Below are 15,651 nucleotides of genomic sequence, written 5' to 3' on the forward strand. Positions count from 1 at the left end.
GATGCCGTGGCCACGGCTAGCCTGACAGCATGACCGAGTCGGCCCCGCGCACAGCTCCGGATCCGCGCGCCGTGCGGCGCGGGGTGACATCTTTCGCGATCGACGCCGCGCTCGTCGTCGTCTTCGCCGCGATCGGGCGCGCGAGCCACACGGAGGCGATCCTCGCCGGACTGTGGATCACCTCGTGGCCGTTCCTGCTCGCCCTCGTCGTCGGGTGGACGCTGTCGCTCGCGTGGCGGTCGCCCCTGGCCGTGCTCCGCACCGGCCTGCCCGTCTGGGCGATCACGGTCGCCGGCGGGATGCTGCTTCGCGCCGTCTCGGGACAGGGTGTGCAGGTCGCGTTCGTCGTCGTCGCGGCATCCGTCCTGCTGCTGTTCCTGGTGGGGTGGCGCGGTCTCGTCGTGCTGCTCCGGCGACGACGCCGCAGAATCGACGAGTGACGGATTCCACGGACGCGCCGCCCCTTCCCGGGCGAGCGGTGATCGAGCAGCAGTGGAGCGATGCCGTCTTCGTGCATTGGAGAGTGGATGCTGCGCAGGTGCAGCCGATGCTCCCGCCGGGCGTGCGCGCCGACACGTTCGACGGATCCGCGTGGGTCGGACTCGTCCCCTTCGTCCTCCGGGACTTCCGGTTCCTTCCGCTTCCGCCGGTGCCCCTCTTGGGTACGTTCGCCGAGGTTAACGTCCGCACATACGGCATCGACGAGGCGGGGCGACGCAGCGTCGTGTTCCGCACCCTCGAGGCGGAGCATCTCCTCCCCGTGCTCGCCGCACGAGCCCTCTTCGGGTTGCCGTATCGGTGGGCCCGGATCGGGAGGCGCACCCGCGACGATCATCGGGTGATCGAGTACCGCTCGCGACGGAGAACGGGCCGCGTGACGGAGGGCCCCACGACCCGGATCATCGTGCGCCGATCCGAATCCCCCGCCGACACGGCACTGTCGAGATTTCTGACGGCGCGGTGGGGATTCCACGAGAGGCATCTGTCGCGCACACGCTGGGCTGCGAACGAGCACGTCGCGTGGCCCCTCGTGGATGCGGAACTCCTCGACCTCGCTGATGGGCTCGTCGCTGATGCCGGCTTCCGCGGGCTTGCAGAGCGCCCGCCGGACTCCGTACTCGCCATGCCGGCCGGTCATCCCGGCTTTCGAACGAGGTTCGCTGCGCCGATCGCGCTCCCGTGAGGGTGCACCCCCGGCTACAAGTGTCAGCCGAGCGTGATCCCGCGTGTCCGGACGAGCGTGCGCACCGTCAGCCGCGCGGCCACCACGGGGGCATGAGCGCAGCGATCCGCGAGCCGGCGGCCGTCGCATCGGTGTCGTCCGAGAGCGTCCAGACGTCGATCACGCCGACGAGGGCGCCCGCGATGAAGGCTGCCGCCTCCGCTCGTCCGCGCGGGTCGTCGGGAACGCTCACGACGCCCTGGTCAGCGAAGACGTCGATCGCCTGCTCGGCGCGCGCGCGAAGCCGTCCCTCGAGCGCGGCGCGGAAGGAACCGCGCGAGTCCGACGTCAGGAGTGCCCGATAGACCGTTCGATCGTCCACCAGGTGGTCCAGCAGGGCTCGCAGGGATGCCAGGTAGCGGCGCGCCACCCGATCGGGGGTCTCCTCCTCCGCGTCGACGTCGACCGTCGCGATGCGGTCGAGATCCGCGGTGAACTCGGTGACGGCGAACTGACGCGCTCCCGGGGCGTGCGCGTAGAAGGTGGTGCGGTGCACCCCTGCCTCACGGCAGAGCAGCGATACCGAGACGTCGTCCAGCGAGTGGGTCGCCAAGAGGGTGCGCAGCGCATCGCGCAGCGCCTGCCGGGTGCGCGTCGTGCGCGGATCCTCAGCCATGGGGGCCTTCCTGACGACGGGTGGATGCCGCGGGCCGCAGCATCCACCCGCTCATGATGTCAGGACCCGTAGTGCGCGAGCCCGGCCGTCTCGCCGCCGTCGGCGACGAACTCGGCGCCGGTCGAGAAGCTCGACTCGTCGGACGCGAGGAAGAGCACGAGATTCGACAGCTCGATCGCCTCACCCATGCGGTGGAGGGCGACATGGTTCTGCTCGCTCGGCAGGCCGTCGGTCATCGGCGTGCGGATGGCGCCGGGGTGCACGGAGTTCACCCGGATGTTGTACTTGCCGAGATCGAGTGCCGCGCCCTTCGACAGGCCGCGCACGCCGAACTTCGCCGCGTTGTAGCCGGGCAGGGACTCGTAGCCCTGCAGACCCGCCGTGGAGGACACGTTGATGATCGACCCCTTGCCGCTCTTCTTCAGCGGCTCGATCGCTGCCTTCGTTCCGTAGAAGACGCCCGTGAGGTTGATCGCGATCATCTTGTCCCAGTCCTCGAGCGAGTACTCCTCGATCGAGCCGAAGTTCGCGATGCCGGCGTTGTTGACGACGACGTCGAGTCCGCCGAACTCGTCGACGGCCGTCTGCACGGCAGCCTGCCACTGCGCGTAGTCGGTGACATCGAGGTGGACGTACCGGGCGGCATCGCCCAGCTCGGCGGCGAGTGCCGTGCCCTCGTCGTCGAGGAGATCGCCGATGACGACCTTCGCGCCCTCGTCGACGAGCAATCGTGCGTGGGAGGCTCCCATACCGCGGGCTCCGCCACTGATGAGGACCACTTTGTTGCTGACGCGTGCCATGGTGTGCACCTTTCTCCTGGAGGAGTCCCGGATGCGATCCGGGCCGTCGCTTCGTGAGCGACTGCATCTATTCTACAGCTGTCGATTAGATGTGAGGGCCGGACGCGAGACCTCGCGAATGAGCGGTCTCTCCTCCGGAGCCCGCTCAGTGGCGGTCCTTCGTCGCGTATCCGACGCGCGACCGCGACGCCCGCCGCGCGGCGGACATAGCGGCTGTCGTCCCCTAGCTCGCGCGGTGGATCGATTTCACCTCGAGATACTCCTCGAAGCCTGCACCACCCGCTTCCCGGCCGATGCCCGACTTCTTGTATCCACCGAACGGTGCCTCGTTGTTGAAGCCGCCCCCGTTCACGGACACCTGGCCGGTGCGGAGGCGTCGAGCGACTCTGACGGCCCGCTCTTCATCGCCAGACCATACGCCGCCCGCAAGACCGAACTCGCTTTCGTTGGCGAGTCGGACCGCCTCGTCTTCGTCCGAATAGGGAACGATCGACAGCACCGGACCGAAGATCTCGACCTTGTTGATCGTCATGTCACTGGTGACGCCCGAGAAGACGGTGGGCTCGACGAAGTACCCCTTGGCGGTGGGCCGCACGCCACCACCGGTGACGAGCGTGGCTCCCTCTTCGACCCCCTTGGCGATGAGCTCTTCGACTCTGTCCAGCTGACGCGAGCTGACCACCGGGCCGAGCTGCGTGTCGTCGGCGAAGGGGTCGCCGTAGACGAAACCTTCCGCCGCTCGCTTCGCGATCTCCTCGACCTGCGGGAGGACGCTGGCGGGGACGAGCATCCGGGTCAGTGCGGTGCAGGTCTGTCCCGCGTTGAAGTAGCAGTTGGCAACCCCGGCGGCGACGGCCTCTTCGAGGTCCGCGTCGTCGAGAATGATGTTCGCCGATTTGCCGCCGAGCTCGAGGGCGACCCGCTTGACGCTGGGAGCGGCGAGCTCGCTGACACGGACCCCGGCGGCCGTGGAGCCCGTGAACGAGACCATGTCGATGTCGGGGGATGTCGCGATCGCCTCGCCGACGGGAACGCCACGGCCGCTGACAAGGTTGAATACGCCCGCGGGCAGCCCGATCTCGTCGCAGACCTCGGCGAGGATGTAGGCGGTGAGTGGGGCGACTTCGCTGGGCTTGAGCACGACCGTACAACCTGCTGTCAGGGCTGGTGCGACCTTGAGCGCGATCTGGTGCAGCGGGTAGTTCCACGGCGTGATGCAGCCGACCACACCGACGGGCTCCTTGACTACCATGGAGTGCTTGACGTAGCCCGTGTCGTACGCGTATTCGCGAACATGGGCGGCGTAGAACCGAAAGTTGCGGATGGGCAGATCGGACTGCCATTCGATGGCGTGCGAGTACGGCATCCCGATCTCGGACGACACGGTGCGGGCGATCTCTTCGCGACGGGCGTGAAGGCCGTCGGCGAGTCTCTCGATCCAGTCGCTTCGCTTTTGGGGGGAGAGTGCCGCCCAGCCGTCGAACGCGCGCTTTGCTGCGGCTGCGGCTGCGGCCACGTCGTCAGCGGTGCCGTCTGGGACGGTGCCGATGACCTCCTCCGTGGTGGGGTTGACGACTTCGATCAGGTCGGTGGAGCCGGAGGGGATCCACTTTCCGTCGACGTAGATGTTGTGAGTCACCGTGGTGCCTTTCTTCATTGTGGAGCGGAGTCGATGGTGGGGTCGAACTGGATCTTGACGGTGTCGGCGCCGCCAATGGCGGCGAGAGCTGCGGCGCCGTCAGTGAGCGCGAAGCGAGTGGTGATCAGTTCCGCCAGGGGGAAACCGCTGCGCTGCAGGATGCGGACGGCTTCTGGAATGCCGCGACTGAGGCTGAAGGACCCGATGATCCTCAGTTGCCTGCGATAGATCTCGAATGGATCCAGTGTGAGCTGGCTGCCCGGTGGGCAGACGCCGAACGGTATGAGCGTTCCCCCGTCGGCCAGGAGGCTGACGGCGTCCTGAACGACCGCGGGGCGACCGGTGGCGTCGATGACGAGGTCGAACTCCCGGGCGGGCAGGACCTCGGTGACGGACCCTTCGACCACCGCGGTGGCAGTCGCGCCGAAGGTGCGAGCGCGTTCAAGGCGTTCGGGGATGCGATCCGCGAAAGTCACGTCGTGGACGTCCCATCCCCGAAGTGCGATCGACAAGATCATCCCCATCGGCCCTGCCCCGATGATCGCCGCCCTGAGCCCGGGCGCGAGTCGCGCGCGTTCGAGGGCATTCACCGCACACGCGAACGGCTCCGCGAGCGCGGCTACGGGCATGCAGAGGGAGCCGATCCTGTGCGCGTTCTGAGCGTTCACGACTGCGTACTCAGAGAAACCACCGTCGCGTTCGGCGCCGTATGCTTCGCCTCGTGTGCAAAGGTTCGGGTACCCGCGGGTGCAGTTCCGGCAGTGATGACAGGCGATGAGCGGGTCAATCGCGACGCGGGCCCCGATGTGGCCGCGGTAGTCGTGATCGGCGTCGACGATGGTCCCTGCGAACTCGTGGCCGGGGATCCTAGGGAAGTCGGCCGCGTACGCTCCGGCGAGGATATCGAGGTCGGTATGACAGAGCCCCGCCGCTTCGACCCTCACGAGGAACTCCCCGGGTCCGGGTGTCGGAATCGGAACCCGCGTCACCTCGAACGTGTTGAGTGCGGTGTACACGACAGCGTTCATCGTGTCGGTCATGAGTGTCCCTCCTCCAGCAGCTGCCAAATCGGGCGAGCGAGTTCGAGGGTGGCTGTGTATCGGACGTGGTTCGCGTCCCAGCGCGCGACGGCGCCTGTCTCGGGGGTGAAGTGTCGGTCGATTCGGGACCACGCGTTGCTGGCGTCGCGGGCGTCGGCGAATCGACCGGTCCCTATCCCGGCGAGCATCGCCGCACCGAGCGCACCAGGCTCAGCGGCGTGCGCCACCTGGATGCGTGTGTTCAACCCGTCGGCGAACATCTGCGCCCAGAGGCTGCTGCGTGCTGCTCCGCCGGCCAGACTCGCGACAAGACGGGGGCTTGCGCTTTCGAGCAGCCAGTCCATGTGAGTACGATGGTTATGGACCACGCCCTCCCAGACGGCTCTCACCAGGTGCGCGCGGGTATGCCACCCGCGGAGACCGAGGAATGATCCGCTGGCAGTCGCGCCGAAGGGGCTGCCGTAGAGGAATGGGTGGTAGATCGGTAGATCGGCATCGGGCGCAAGAGCGGCGACTTCGTCGTTCGCCGCCGCGATGGCGTCGGGGGTGTCGACCATCAGATTGCGGAGGAACCACTCGAAGTTCGTCGCCGAAGCCGGCGACGCGGCCATGTTCACCCAACTGCGTCCGTCGATCCATGGTCGGGACTGCCAATGCGGATTGACTACGCGGCGCGGAGCGATGTACTGGTTGACGCTGTACGTGCCCGCCAGGATGGAATAGTCGCCGACGTCGGTCGCACCCGCACCGAGGGCGGCTGCGACGACGTCGTGGGTCCCGATGGCGACCGGTGTGCCGGCCTTGAGTCCGGTGCGGTCCGCGATCGCCGGCAGGATCCCGCCGGCGATCTCACTCGCGGGTCTCGGGACCGGTAGCATCTGCTCGAATCTCCCGAGACCGTAGGCCGTGAGAGCGGCGGCGGAGTATATGGTTCCGTCGAGCGTGCCCACGCAGGAGTTCGCCTCGACGAAGTCCGTGGCGATCTCACCGGTCAGCGAATACCGGAGCCAGTCCTTGCAGTAGAGCAGCCACCGGGTGTCATCAAGCGTCGTGCGCTCGTTCTCCGCGAGCCATGCCAATAGTGGTGCCGATGAGGCCGCGAACGGCTCTTGACCCGTCAGACGGCGTGTCTGCGCCAGAGTGCCGTCCGATCTCCATCGATCGAGGATGGGTTCGGCCCGGGTGTCCAAGGCGAGGATCGCGTTTCGGGACGCTGTGCCGTCGCGCCCGACGAAGTACATGCCGTCGCCGTGCGCTGCGATCCCGATCCCGGTGATCTCGGCGCCGCCGCCGGGAATCACGGCGACGGCCTCCGCGATGGCATCCAGCAGCTGCTGGACGACTCCATCGGCGTCGCGTTCGACATGGTGCGGCCGGGATTGGATGGTCTGTGTGGGTCGCCGTGTGGTGACCACCTCTTGACCGTCGTCATCGAAGACGACGACCTTCAGGGCGGTCTGACCGCTGTCAATTCCGAGCAGCATGGCTTTCATCCATGAGGAGTCCATCGACGACTTCGGCGACCAGTCCGCCGGATCGGTCGAAGGATTCGGGGGTGTCTCCCGCAAAGTGCGCGGTGAGCGTGGTGTTGTCCAGCTGACGCCACCGACTGTCCGGGGGCAGGGGCTCCTCGTCGAAGACGTCGAGCGCCGCGCCGGCGATCTGATCTTGCTCGAGCGCGGTCAGCAGCGCGTCGTAGTCCACCAGACGACTGCGGGCCGTGTTGACGAAGTAGGCGCTGGGCTTCATCCTCGCGAACTGATCGCGTCCGATGAAGCGCGCATTCTCTTCGGTGAGGCGGGCGAACACCGCGATAACATCCGCGCGCTCGAACACGTCGTCGAAGCCCACCGGTTTGACGCCGTCCGCGAGCAGCAGGGCAGGATCGGCGTACGGATCGGATGCGATGACCCGAACGTCGAAGCCCGAGAGCAGCTTCACGAATCGACGCCCGACCTGACCGTAGCCGATCAGTCCGACTGTGCGGCCGCCGAGTTCGGCGGCCCGGGAATGGTAGTCCTTGCGCCACCCGCCGGCGGCGATGCTGCGGTCAGCGCGAGCGATGTTGCGCATCTCGGCGAGGATCAGCCCGAGGGTGATCTCCGCGACAGCGGGGGCGTTCCGTCCGGCGATGTTGCGCACCGCGACATTGTTCTCCGCTGCGGCCGTCGCGTCGACGTTTTCGGTACCCGCGCGCGCGACGACCACGGCACGAAGACGCTGGCTCTCGACGAGGACGCGGTTGTGAACGGGGAAGAAGTGCACGATGAGGATGTCCGCGGTTTCGGCCAGGTCGAGGAGGTCCGCGGGAACGTCGACCGCGTCCGGCCCGTGGAGTTCGATCTGGTGCTGAAGCGCGTGAATCGCCGGTCCGCCACCGGTAATGTTCCAGTCCGCCGCGATGATGTCCGCGGCATCTTCGCCGATGCGCTCGCGAACAGCGCCGCTGATGGACTCGGCGGGCACGTACGCGTCACCGATGATGACGATCTTGGGGCGCGTCGAGGTCATGCGCTGTGGACGAGATCGTGGAAGGTACGGGCGGTGGCAGCCGGGTCGGCTGCCTGCCAGACGTTGCGACCGTAGACGAGGCCGCGGGCCCCGGAGCTGAGCGCATCGGTGGTGCTGGAGCGAAGCGAATCGATGTCGTCGGTCTTCGGACCGCCGAGCAGCAGGAGCGGGACGGGAGTGTTGCCGATGACCGCCCTCATGGATTCCACATCGCCTGTGTACTGGGTCTTGACCGCATCGGCGCCGAGTTCAGCGGCCAGCCGGTTGACGTAGATCAGGGCTTCGGCGTCGGCCTGATCCTTCACGAGCGACCCCCACAGCACCGTCTCCACGATGAGGGGAAGACCCACCTCGTGCGCTTCGCGGGCTGCCCGGGCGACGGCTCGGCAGTTGTCTGCCGTCACCGCGTCGTCGGGGTTGCCGAGGATGAGGAACATCACGATGCCGTCCGCACCGAGCGCGGCCGCCTCACGCGCATCGATGAGTCGGCGATACTCCTCTCCGGAGCCGGCAGTTCCCTCGGGCTGGAGTGCGCCGAGGAAGATGAAGTCGGTGCGCACCAGGACCGCAGGCGCGTTGCGATGAGCGAGCTGAGCGCGGCTGCGGTTGAGCAGGCCGGGCGACAGCAGAATGCCGTCCGCGCCGGAGTCGACGACGGACTGGACGACGGCGGCAGCGGATTCCCCCCCTCCCTTGGCGCTGGCTCCCAGGCCCCGGTCGAACGCGACGATCATCGTCCGGCCGGTGTCTTTCGCGAACAGGCGGCCGAGCCGGAACTCCGAAGTTTCCATGGTGGTTACGTTTCCTTTCGATTCCCGGACGGGAGGTCTTACTTGATGGCCCCGAGTGAGAGACCTCGAACGAGCTGCTTCTGGGCGAGAAGGCCGGCGAGGACGACGGGAAGAGTGGCAAGGAGCGACGCCGCGGATAGTTTGGCGAGGAAGAGTCCCTGAGTGCTGATGAAGCCGACCAGGTATAGGGGCACGGTCTGTGCCTGCACCGACGTCAGGCTTCTGGCGAGGAAGAACTCGTTCCACGAGAAGATGAAACACAACAGGGCGGTGGCTGCCAGCCCGGGGGCGACCATCGGCAGCACGATGCGGTAGAGCTCCTGGAAGAAGCTGGCTCCATCCACGCGTGCCGCTTCGAGGACTTCCTTCGGGATCTCCACCATGAACGAGCGGATCAACCAGACCGCGAGGGGCAGGTTCATCGCGGTGTACATGATGATCAGGATGATGATCTGGTCGACCAGTCCGAGCTGCACAGCGATCAGATAGATGGGGATGATGGCGCCCGCGATCGGCAGCATGCGAGTCGACAGCAGGAAGAAGAGCACGTCCTTCCACCTGCGGATCGGTCGGATGGACAGCGAATAGGCGGCCGGAAGCGCCAGCATGATGACGATGATCACGGAGACAACGCTCGCCGTGATGGAGTTCTGCAGGAACGGAAGGAAGTTGTTCTCGAACGCGATCCGGAACTGGTCCAGCGTGGGTTCGAAGAACAGCTTCGGCGGATAGGTGACCGCATCGACTTCGGATTTGAACGCCGTGATGACCATCCACACGAATGGGAACACGATCAGTAGAGCGATCACCCACGTGAGTGTGGTGAGAATCCAGCCGAATCGACTGCCGCGGCGACGACGACGCGACCTCGCGACGACGATCCGCTCGGTAGCGGTGCGCGTACTCACGATGCCCGCCCTTCGGTGGTCTTCAGCAGGTTGGACGCGACACGCAGTCCGACCGAGGCGATGATCAGCGTCACGATCAGAACGACGACGGCCATTGCCGACGCTTGGCCGATCTCGAGCCCACGGAACGCGCGCTGATAGAGGTAGTACGGGATGTTCGTCGTCGCGGATCCGGGGGCGGCGAGGTAGACGACGTCGAAGGTCTGCAGGATGTAGATCGTCCCGAGGACGATGCTGAGCTCGCTATACGGGCGAAGATGACGCCACGTCAGCTCACGAAACCGGGCGACCGCCCCGGCTCCATCGACCTTCGCCGCCTCGATAGTGCTGGGGTCCTCTGACTGCAGCCCGGCGAGAAGGATCAGCATGAAGAACGGCGACCACTGCCAGGTGAGGACGATGATCACCGACAGCATGGGGTACTGGCCGAGCCAGTCCACGGGTGCGATGCCGACGAGGCCGAGAACCCAGTTCACGATCCCGTAGGTGGTGCCGAGCATGGTGTTCTTCCACAGCAGGGCCGTGGCGGCGGGAAGGACTAGGAACGGGATGATGAGCAGTGTGCGGACGACCCCGCGCCCGCGGAACTCCCGGTTGACCAGGAGCGCCAGTAGGAGCCCCATGACGAAGGACGCGAGGACGCCGCCTACGGTCATGACGACGGTGTTGCCGGCCGCCTGCAGGAACTCGGGCTCGGTGAAGATGGTGGTGTAATTCTCCAGCCCGACGAACTGCGGGCCGCTCCGGCTAGTGGCGAGGTTCCAGTCCGTAAGGCTGTACCAGATCGTCAGAAGGAACGGCAGCTGGCTGACCAGCACGACGACGATCATCATTGGGTACAGCGGGAATGCATAGGCGGCGCGCGCCCACCAGGACTGCTTCTTGGTGTGATTCGGGTTGTCACCCGGCGCAGGCGTCGCCGCCTGCGCCGGGTGCTCCCGCGCCTCAGTAGCTGAGGGCTGCGTCATGATCTACTCTCCGCTGGCCCACGTGCGGTTGTCGTCCGCGAATCGCTCGAGGATGGCATCTGCGGCCGCGGCGACGTCGGCGCCGGACGCGCCGCTGGTGATCGCCGCCGACACCTCCTTGGCCACCTGCGTGCCGAAGTCCTGATACGACGGCAAGAGCAGGAACAGGATCCCGTCGTAGGGTGTCTCACTCGGGTGCGACGTGGGGTCGGCCAGATCGACCATGTCGAGCGAGGTCTGCGCGAACGGGGCGGCAGCCATGTACTCAGGGATCTCGTACGTGGACTCGCGCGTCGCGGACGGCGCGCGCTCCCACCCGAGCTGCTCGCCGACGAGCTTGACGTAGTCCTTCGAGCCGAAGAATGCCAGGTACTTCCACGCCGCGTCCTGCTTCTTCGAGGTCGCGGTCACAGCGAGGTTCCACGACCAGAGCCAGCCGTTGCCGTCCCACTTCTCCACCGGCGCCGGCGCGTACCCGACCTTACCGACCACCGAGCTGGTGTCCGGGCTCTCCACCGATGAACCGGCTGAGGTGGCGTCGAACCACATGGCCGCATTGCCCTGAGTGAACGCGGTCAGGCACTCCGGGAATCCGTTCGTGGAAGAGCCGGGCACGCCGTAGTTGCGCTGCAGCTCGAGGTACTTGTCGATCGCGGCGATCGCCTCAGGGCTGGACAGCTGTGGCGTCCAATCCTCGTCGTACCAGACACCGCCATAGGCATTGATCATCGGGTTGAGCGCCGCCATCGCGGCACCCCAGGACGCGTCGCCGCGAAGGCAGATGCCTGCGAGGTTCTGCGATGGATCCTGGATCTGCTCTGCGAGCTGAGTGACGTCGTCCCAGGTGGGGTTGGACGGCATCTGCAAGCCGGCGGCGTCGAAGAGGTCCTTGCGATACATTAACATCGAGGACTCCGCGCTGATCGGGACCCCGTACAGCTGGTCGTCCAGCGTGAGACCGCTGAGCACCGCCGGCACGATGTCGCTCACGTCGAAGTCGGGGTCGTCCTGAAGATACGTGTCGAGGGGTGCCAGCCACTTGTTCTGTGCCCAGAGCGGCACCTCGAGCGGACCGATGCTGACGACGTCGAACGGGCTGGAGCCGGTCGCGACACCCTGTGTGAGCTGATCGCGCAGCTGGTCTTCGGGGAGATTGACATACTCCACCTTGACGTCGGGGTTCGCCTTCTCGAACTCGTCCGTGAGCTCTCGGATGTCGTCGAACTGCGGGACGGCCGCGGTGGCCACTGTGATCGTGGTGACGCCATCGCTGTTGTCCGGCGCGGACGTGCTCGCCGTGCAACCGCTGATCGCCAGCGCGGAAGCAGCGATGCCTCCGATGACTGCGCCGCTGCGCCAGCGCCGCGACACTGCGGGATGTGACTTGGTCATTGATTGCCCTTCTTGATGGTGGTTCGGGTGAGGGTGTCGAGTCAGGCGACCACGACGTGGTCGACGGACTGCTGCAGGTCTTCAAGGAGGTCGGCGTCGAGTCCGGTGTCCGTGATGATGCCGTCGATGTCGGCAAGGGTCGCGAACCGATGGAAGTACTCCGCACCGATCTTGGAGTGATCGATCAGAGCGATCGAGCGGCGTGAGGCGTTCACCATTGCTCGCTTGCATTCCGCCTCGGACTGGTCGGACGTGGTCAACCCGTGATCCACGCTGAAGCCGTTCGCCCCGATGAAGGCGAGGTCAATCCGCAGCTCTTCGAGCGCGGATACCGCCCACGGACCGACCGTGCTCTGACTGACCGGTCGGAACACTCCGCCGAGATGCATGAGGGTGATGTTCGGAAACGCGGCGAGGGCGTTCATGATGTGTAGCGAGTTGGTGACGACGCGCAGGCTGACATCCGTGGGCATGAAGCGTGGCATCAGCGCGGTCGTCGTGCCCGCGTCGATGAGGATCGCCCCCTCGTCGGGCAGCTCTGCAACGGCCGCCTTTGCGATCCGCAGCTTCTCGTCGGTCATGACCGATTCGCGTACCTCGTTCACGGGCTCGAACCCGAGGCGCTGGACAGCGATGGCACCGCCGTGTGTACGGGTGACGAACCCCTGCCGTTCCAGATGTACGAGGTCTTTTCGCACCGTCTCGGTGGTGACATCCAGTTCCGCTGCGGCCGTTGCCACGTCAACGCGGCCGAGCTGCCTCACACGGTCGAGGAGGACCCGTCGTCGTTCTTCCAGATACATCTTCGTTCCTTCCGCTTTGGTCATACTGACGCATATCGCAAGCGATCGCAACTCGACATTTCGATTATTGATTGGTTATGGTTGCGATACACCTCCGATTGGACCCGCATGTCGAAGATGCTTGCAGCGAGCTCCGTGCCCGCGTACCTGCGCGAAAGATCGCTGTCGGTGGCCACCGACGACGCCTGGAGCGTCGAGCAGTTGACCGGGGGTGTGAGCGGCGCGGTGTACTCGGCATTCGACGGGGAGCAGCGTTTCGTCGTCAAGCAGTCACTCGAGAAGCTCGCGGTCGAAGATGACTGGCGAGCCCCGCGCGAACGGATCCTCAATGAGGCCCGCGTGCTGCGCATCCTCGGCGAGATCGTCCCGACCCAATCCCCCGCGGTCCTCGACGTCGACGAGCGGACGCTCACCCTCACGATGGAGCACGCGCCCAGGGACTGGGGCGACTGGAAGCAAGAGCTCCTCGACGGTCGAGTCGATGCGTCGCTCACCAAAACCGTCGGGAGCGCACTGGGCTCCATGCACACAGCGACGAAGGGCAGCGTCTGGGAACTCCCTCCTGACGACGGTGCCGCACTATTCTTCGAGCTCCGGATCCGACCGTTCCACCTCACCATCGCCGAGCGGCTCCCACAGTATGCCGAGCAGGTGGAGGCCGTCGCCCGTCGCATCACGGCGTCCCGGGAGTGCCTGGTCCACGGCGACTTCTCACCCAAGAACATCCTCGTCGCGCCGCCCACCAGTCGAGACCGCCGGTTCTGGATCATCGACGACGAAGTGGGGCATCGCGGCGACCCCACCTTCGACCTGGCGTTCTTCCTTTCCCACCTCGCACTCAAGCGCATCCGCGCCAGCGCGGAAGTGCAACTCCTCTTCGACGCGGCCGCGAGCAACTTCCTCGACGGGTATGCGGGCTCCGGCCTCGCGATCGACAGCAGTTACCTGTCTCAGCAGATCGGATGCCTGATGCTTGCCCGCGTCAACGGTCGTTCGCAGGTCGGCTACCTCAGCCAATCGCAACGGAGTGAGGCGGAGACCATCGGCGCGGCGCTTCTGAACCGGCCCGACGAGTACACGCCGACCCATCCGCTCGAAATCAGATAGCCACAAAGGACCCGCGCATGCCGAAGACCACGATCACCGCCCTCGACGCCTGGGAGGCACTCGACTCGCGGGGACGCCCGACCATCGGCTGCCGGATCACGCTTCACGGCGGTGGAACAGGCCGTGTCATCACACCCTCCGGCGCCTCCACGGGAGACTTCGAGGCGGTCGAACTCCGCGACTATGATGACCGATACGCGGGGTTCGGCACACGTCGCGCCGTTGCCTCGTTGCGCGGCCCCATCGCCGAGGCGATCGTCGGCATGGATGCCCGGGATCAGCGGGCCGTCGATGCAGCGATCGGGGCTCTCGATAGCGATTCGGCCCTTTCGAGCATCGGTGGAAACGCTGCACTCGGCGCCTCCCTCGCCACGCTCACCGCGCATGCTGACGCCACCCGCCAGCCCCTCTGGAAGCTCCTCAGCCCTGACCAGACGCCACTGATCCCGCTCCCCATGGTGAACATCGTCTCGGGCGGCGCGCATGCGGGTCGCGCGATCGACATCCAGGACATCCTGGTGGTCCCCGTCGGCTCTCACAGCTTCACGGAGGGCATCGAGTGGGTCGCGCGTGTGCGCGCGGCGACAGCAGAGCTTCTCACCGAACAAGGCGGCTGGGCAGCTCTCGTGGCGGACGAAGGGGGACTGGGAGCACGGCTCGAGTCCAATGAGGCCGCGCTCGCGCTCGTGACACGCGGCATCGAACGGACAGGCCTGGCCGTCGCGGACGACGTCGCGATCGCGGTGGACATCGCGGCATCCCAGCTCGTCGACGAGAATCGGATCCGGCTCCGCTCCGAGGATGTCTCTCTGTCGTCGGACGAGTGGATCAGCAGGCTCGTCGAGTGGACCAGAACGTACCCCATCGTGTCGATCGAGGATCCGCTGGGCGACGACGACTGGGATGCGTGGAGACGTGCCTCCGAACGACTCGGAGACATCCAACTTCTCGGTGATGACCTCTTCGCCACGAACAGTATCCGCATCCGCCGAGGAGTCGACGCAAGCGTCGCGAACTCCGTGCTGATCAAGCCGAACCAGGCGGGTCTCGTCACCCGAACTGTAGACGCGGTGGTGTTGTCTCAGCAGTCCGACTACGCCACTGTGGTCAGCGCCCGCTCCGGCGACACCGAGGATCATTGGCTTTCGGACCTCTCAGTCGGATGGCGGGCGGGACAGATCAAGGTGGGATCCACGATGCGGTCAGAGCGCACCAGCAAGTGGAATCGACTCCTCGAGATCGAGGCAACCGAGACGACGCACTACGCCGGTCGATCAGCGCTCGCCGTGCGATAGGGCGCCATCACGCAGGGGCCGCACTGCCCGAAATCGCCCGTAGTCATGTCCGCGGAGCGCAGGAATGACCCGTGGGGGGCCGGATGCTAAGGGTGCCGCCTAAGCGGCTAGGGCTGCTCGGACTGTGCGCGCAGCTTGCTCGTCCGGCGCTTCGTGTAGGCGATCATGCTCGCGACGTACTCACCGAAGTCGTCGAAGGTGTCGATGACTTCGCCCTCAGCGAGCCAGTGGACCTGCCGGCCGATCACACCGTCGACGATCGGCATGGCGAACACGTCGGCCTGCTCCCGCGTTGCTCCGAGTCGAGCGCGACGCCGAGCAGCTCCTCGATGGATCGGATCTCGTCGTCGGTCGCTGCGACCGCGGGTAGATGATTCGGGAAGATGCCGCGAGGATCCCACGCCGCCAGGTCGTCCTTCGCCCTCACCATCTCGACGATCAGAGGGCGCCAGTCTTCGATCGTGCTCATGCACGGAGCAGCCTTCCTATCGCCTGATCCCCACCGTGGACGCGATCCGCAGCGCGGATCGATCTGCCGTACTGAGGATGTTCCGGCCCA

General features: G+C 66.2%; 17 protein-coding genes. 4 read left to right on the plus strand and 13 right to left on the minus strand.

The genetic code is table 11. The annotated features are described in order from the left end of the window. The first annotated feature begins 29 nt into the window (after positions 1 to 29). Together ACTIFV_RS02000 and ACTIFV_RS02005 are read left to right on the plus strand one after the other, a co-directional pair. Positions 30 to 440, plus strand: coding sequence for a DUF3054 domain-containing protein (locus ACTIFV_RS02000; RefSeq protein ID WP_439591125.1), 411 nt, complete (start codon positions 30 to 32; stop codon positions 438 to 440). Beyond that, positions 437 to 1,183 (plus strand): YqjF family protein, encoded by a 747-nt coding sequence (locus ACTIFV_RS02005; RefSeq protein ID WP_439591126.1) that lies wholly within the window; start codon positions 437 to 439, stop codon positions 1,181 to 1,183. The genes ACTIFV_RS02000 and ACTIFV_RS02005 overlap by 4 nt, the downstream gene beginning before the upstream one ends. A gap of 67 nt (positions 1,184 to 1,250) precedes the next feature. Here ACTIFV_RS02005 and ACTIFV_RS02010 read toward each other — a convergent pair whose 3' ends face one another. From ACTIFV_RS02010 to ACTIFV_RS02060, 11 genes are all read right to left on the minus strand, one after another. After that, entirely contained in the window at positions 1,251 to 1,838 is a 588-nt protein-coding gene (locus ACTIFV_RS02010; protein ID WP_439591127.1) for a TetR/AcrR family transcriptional regulator, read from the minus strand. A gap of 59 nt (positions 1,839 to 1,897) precedes the next feature. Further along, a complete protein-coding gene (locus ACTIFV_RS02015; RefSeq protein WP_439591128.1) occupies positions 1,898 to 2,638 on the minus strand; it encodes an SDR family oxidoreductase in 741 nt (246 codons plus the stop codon). Between the two features lie 223 nt (positions 2,639 to 2,861). Beyond that, positions 2,862 to 4,277: an aldehyde dehydrogenase family protein gene (locus ACTIFV_RS02020; protein ID WP_439591129.1), complete on the minus strand. Its 1,416-nt coding sequence runs from the start codon at positions 4,275 to 4,277 to the stop codon at positions 2,862 to 2,864. 14 nt (positions 4,278 to 4,291) lie between these two features. Then, the gene (locus ACTIFV_RS02025; RefSeq protein ID WP_439591130.1) at positions 4,292 to 5,317 is read right to left on the minus strand and encodes an alcohol dehydrogenase catalytic domain-containing protein; all 1,026 of its coding nucleotides are present in this window, start codon (positions 5,315 to 5,317) and stop codon (positions 4,292 to 4,294) included. Further along, positions 5,314 to 6,801: an FGGY-family carbohydrate kinase gene (locus ACTIFV_RS02030; protein ID WP_439591131.1), complete on the minus strand. Its 1,488-nt coding sequence runs from the start codon at positions 6,799 to 6,801 to the stop codon at positions 5,314 to 5,316. The genes ACTIFV_RS02025 and ACTIFV_RS02030 overlap by 4 nt, the downstream gene beginning before the upstream one ends. After that, entirely contained in the window at positions 6,785 to 7,783 is a 999-nt protein-coding gene (locus ACTIFV_RS02035; protein ID WP_439591132.1) for an NAD(P)-dependent oxidoreductase, read from the minus strand. The genes ACTIFV_RS02030 and ACTIFV_RS02035 overlap by 17 nt, the downstream gene beginning before the upstream one ends. A 41-nt stretch (positions 7,784 to 7,824) precedes the next feature. Beyond that, positions 7,825 to 8,619, minus strand: coding sequence for a class I fructose-bisphosphate aldolase (locus tag ACTIFV_RS02040; protein ID WP_439591133.1), 795 nt, complete (start codon positions 8,617 to 8,619; stop codon positions 7,825 to 7,827). Between the two features lie 38 nt (positions 8,620 to 8,657). Next, positions 8,658 to 9,527 carry a carbohydrate ABC transporter permease gene (locus ACTIFV_RS02045; protein WP_439591134.1) on the minus strand — a complete coding sequence of 290 codons (870 nt, stop codon included), beginning with the start codon at positions 9,525 to 9,527 and terminating at the stop codon, positions 8,658 to 8,660. Beyond that, positions 9,524 to 10,495, minus strand: coding sequence for a carbohydrate ABC transporter permease (locus ACTIFV_RS02050; protein ID WP_439591135.1), 972 nt, complete (start codon positions 10,493 to 10,495; stop codon positions 9,524 to 9,526). Before ACTIFV_RS02050 ends, ACTIFV_RS02045 begins: the two co-directional genes overlap by 4 nt. Before the next feature lie 3 nt (positions 10,496 to 10,498). After that, positions 10,499 to 11,887 carry an ABC transporter substrate-binding protein gene (locus ACTIFV_RS02055; protein ID WP_439591136.1) on the minus strand — a complete coding sequence of 463 codons (1,389 nt, stop codon included), beginning with the start codon at positions 11,885 to 11,887 and terminating at the stop codon, positions 10,499 to 10,501. A 41-nt stretch (positions 11,888 to 11,928) separates the two neighbouring features. Next, positions 11,929 to 12,741 carry a DeoR/GlpR family DNA-binding transcription regulator gene (locus ACTIFV_RS02060; protein ID WP_439591137.1) on the minus strand — a complete coding sequence of 271 codons (813 nt, stop codon included), beginning with the start codon at positions 12,739 to 12,741 and terminating at the stop codon, positions 11,929 to 11,931. Positions 12,742 to 12,858: 117 nt separating this feature from the next. On the opposite strand from ACTIFV_RS02060, the gene ACTIFV_RS02065 reads away from it, so the two are divergent. Further along, positions 12,859 to 13,797: a phosphotransferase family protein gene (locus ACTIFV_RS02065; RefSeq protein ID WP_439591138.1), complete on the plus strand. Its 939-nt coding sequence runs from the start codon at positions 12,859 to 12,861 to the stop codon at positions 13,795 to 13,797. 17 nt (positions 13,798 to 13,814) lie between these two features. Further along, positions 13,815 to 15,092: a phosphopyruvate hydratase gene (gene eno, locus ACTIFV_RS02070; RefSeq protein WP_439591139.1), complete on the plus strand. Its 1,278-nt coding sequence runs from the start codon at positions 13,815 to 13,817 to the stop codon at positions 15,090 to 15,092. Positions 15,093 to 15,199: 107 nt separating this feature from the next. On the opposite strand, the gene ACTIFV_RS02075 is transcribed toward eno, so the two are convergent. Beyond that, positions 15,200 to 15,358 carry a hypothetical protein gene (locus tag ACTIFV_RS02075; RefSeq protein WP_439591140.1) on the minus strand — a complete coding sequence of 53 codons (159 nt, stop codon included), beginning with the start codon at positions 15,356 to 15,358 and terminating at the stop codon, positions 15,200 to 15,202. Next, entirely contained in the window at positions 15,337 to 15,561 is a 225-nt protein-coding gene (locus ACTIFV_RS02080) for a hypothetical protein (protein WP_439591141.1), read from the minus strand. Before ACTIFV_RS02080 ends, ACTIFV_RS02075 begins: the two co-directional genes overlap by 22 nt. Positions 15,562 to 15,651 lie beyond the last annotated feature (90 nt).

Source organism: Microbacterium sp. (assembly GCF_051860965.1).
GTDB lineage: Bacteria > Actinomycetota > Actinomycetes > Actinomycetales > Microbacteriaceae > Microbacterium.